The 1,073-nt window shown below is 45.3% G+C and carries 1 protein-coding gene and 1 pseudogene; one reads left to right on the top strand and one right to left on the bottom strand.

The window, feature by feature from the left end:
• Positions 1-798 (bottom strand): LysR substrate-binding domain-containing protein (locus tag R8269_RS26000; protein ID WP_318223013.1); only part of this gene is annotated, 798 nt, incomplete at its 3' end.
• 115 nt (positions 799-913) lie between these two features.
• Here R8269_RS26000 and R8269_RS25995 point away from each other — a divergent pair.
• Positions 914-1,073 (top strand): annotated as a pseudogene (locus tag R8269_RS25995) (6-phospho-beta-glucosidase); the annotation flags it as partial.

Raw genomic sequence — 1,073 nt, 5'->3', positions numbered from 1 at the left:
CAGTTCTCCCTTTTCCAAACTGGTTTGCACCAAAGACGCCCGCGCCATTGCGATTCCCATGCTGTTTTTGGCGGCAATCATTGCCATATCGGCATGGTTAAAAAGGTAGGTTTTCTCCATCACATTAAGCGATTTCAGCTCAGGGTTGCTTTGGCTTGCTAACCAGCTCTGCCATTCATGATTTGGCTCGTTTGCTTCTAACGATTCTGTGCAATGGATAAAGGTCACGGCCTCAAATTGGCTGGCACTACTCACACCATCGGAGAAATGTATTTGGCTGTATTCAGGGCTACAAACCGGCATCAACTCTTCATCAAACAGCCTTTGATGATGGAAACCCGGATGCTCGCTATCACTGTAGTAAATCGCAATATCAACGGGCTCATGTAAGAAATCTAATCGGCTTGCCTTTACTCGAAGCTTGATATTGAGAGAAGGATACAAACGCTGAAATTCCACCATACGCGGCAGTAACCAACTCTGTGCAAACGTGGGGGCCACGCCGATGTAAAGCTCGCCACGCAGCTCGTTGAATTTGATGTCTTCAAGTTCAGAGAAAATCACCTCAAACGATTGGTTAAGCGCGTGCAGTAATCGCTCACCTTCCTTGGTCAGCTCTAACCGCCGAGTCATACGCACAAACAAGCTGAAACCCAGTTGTTCTTCTAGTGACTTAATGCGTTGGCTCACTGCCCCTTGGGTTATAAACAACTCTTCAGCGGCTTTGGTAAAACTGAGACACTTACCAGCAACGGCGAAAGTGTACATGTTAGAGAGCATCTGCTGTTTTCTGTCCATCTTGGCACTCAACATAAATTAGAAAGGCTAATGCATAGCAAGTTTAAATTGGTTTGTATAGCGAATCACGATGCTTTTAAATCAAACTGTCTTATCCATAACGAGAAACAGCACGATGAAAAAGAATCTAAAAATTACCATTATTGGTGCAGGGTCCAGTTACACGCCAGAGCTTATCGAAGGTCTCATCAAGCGCAATCATGAACTGCCTATCGGCGAGTTGTGGTTGGTCGATATTGAAGATGGCAAAGAGAAAGTCAGCATCATTGGCGACT

The sequence above is a fragment of the Vibrio sp. Vb0667 genome, assembly GCF_033391095.1.
The sequence above is the reverse complement of the archived record's forward strand: the minus strand, read 5'-3'. Positions and strand labels throughout refer to the sequence as shown.